Here is a 1,797-nt window from a genome sequence, read left to right on the forward strand (position 1 = left end):
GCCCCACCGCGTCCAGCAACTCCCGGGCCCGCTCCCGCGCCTGCGCGCCCCGGCGCCCCCGACGGCCACCCCGTCCGTCCACGTGCGCCATCAGCTCCAACTGCTCCAGCGCCGTCAACGAAGCCAGCAGGTTCGGCTGCTGGAACACGATCCCCAGCCGCTGCCGCCGCAGCTCCGCCTTCTCGGCCCGGCTCAGCGCCCCCGTCTCCACGCCGTCCACCACGACCCGACCCCGGTCCGGCGTGACCAGCGTCGCCGCGACGGCGAGCAGGCTGGACTTCCCGGACCCGGAGGGTCCGATCACCGCCGCCATGGTCCCGGCGGGCACGTCGAGCCCGACGGAGTCGAGCGCGGTGAGGCGCCCCGCGCCGTCCGCGTACGTCAGCGTGACTTCTTCGAGAAACAAGGTCATCGTGCGCTCCCCAGGGCGACCAACGGATCAACGGCGGTGATGCGCCGCACGGACAGACCGGCCCCGACGACCCCGAGGATCACCATGACCCCGGCGGGCCACAGCACCGTCGACGGTTCGAGGACGAACGGCACGTCGCCCCCGCTGATCGCACCGCCCACCGCCGCCGCGATCCCGGTCCCCACCGCCGTACCGGCGACGAGCATCGCCAGGGCCTGCCCCAGCGCGTCCCGCAGCAGGTACGGCGTGGACGCGCCCAGCGCCTTCAGGACGGCCACGTCGCCGGCCCGCTGAATGGTCCACACCGTGAAGAACGCCCCTATGACCAGCGCGGAGATCGCGAAGAGGAACCCCCGCATCAGCTGGAGGGACCCGTTCTCGGCCTGGTAGGACCCGATCGCGGTCAGCGCGTCGTCCAGGGACTTCGTCTCGGTCCCCGCGGCGGTGTCCCCGGCGGCGAGATCGGCCCCGCCCCCGGTCCGCAGCGCCACGACGGTGGCCTGCTCGTCCGCCGACGTACCGCGGTGGCCGAGCCCCTGCCAGTCGTCGAGCGTGATCCACACGACGGGCGTATGGCTGTACGAGGCGTCGGAGGCGATGCGCGCGACGCGCTCCTCGACCGCGCCGCCCCCGAGCCGTACCCGGTCCCCGACACCGACGCCGAGGTCCGCCGCGGCCTGCTCCGAGAGCACGGCCCGCCCCGGCGCGATGCCGTCGGGGGCGATGCCGGAGTCCGGCTCGACGCCGAAGGCGGACACCGCGCCGGAGCGGCTGTCCGCGGTGGCGTTGAGCGTGCTGATGCCGATGGGCTGCGCGGAGGTGACCCCGGGACGCCCGGCCCACTTCTCCCAGGCGCGCTGGTCGACCTGCGAGTCGGTGAAGGAGACGGACCGGCCGTCGGGCGGCGCGGCGAACGCCAGGTGGTCGGCGGGCAGCCCGGTGATCGCCGAGGTGTTCTCCCTGGCGAGCCCGGCGGTCAGCCCGGACAGCAGGCCGACGAGCAGGGTGATCAACACGACGACGGCTCCCATCAGGGCGAACCGCCCCTTGGCGAACCGTAGGTCTCTCCATGCGACGAACATGCCCCCACCCTGCGGCCACGCCCGCCCGCCGGGCATCGCGCCACAGCACGCTTCACCCGAATCGAAGTGAGGGGCTGACGGTCAACCTTTCGATTGACGAGCACGGTGCCCGGCACCCGTACGGTGGAAGGGACACGCACGTCGCTCACACACGTCACCCGCGTCCGTACGTCACTCACGTACATCGCACGTCACGCGTCAGCCGCACGCGCCCGCGCCGCCCACCGAACGAGCCCACACCGCCATGAACCCAGCCCTCGGCCTCGGCCCTCATCCGCTGTCCCTCCCCCGCACCCGAGGCGG

Annotated in this window: 2 protein-coding genes; both read right to left on the reverse strand. The window is 73.5% G+C overall.

Annotated features, from left to right (window positions below; all coding sequences use genetic code 11):
* The coding region (locus AOK22_RS38920; protein WP_157872442.1) for an ATP-binding cassette domain-containing protein at window positions 1–412 on the reverse strand (412 nt) is incomplete at its 3' end.
* Entirely contained in the window at window positions 409–1,494 is a 1,086-nt protein-coding gene (locus AOK22_RS38925; RefSeq protein ID WP_055703335.1) for an ABC transporter permease, read from the reverse strand. The genes AOK22_RS38925 and AOK22_RS38920, both read right to left, overlap by 4 nt.
* Between the last annotated feature and the right edge of the window lie 303 nt (window positions 1,495–1,797).

The sequence above is a fragment of the Streptomyces silaceus genome (genome assembly GCF_001419745.1).
GTDB lineage: Bacteria > Actinomycetota > Actinomycetes > Streptomycetales > Streptomycetaceae > Streptomyces > Streptomyces silaceus.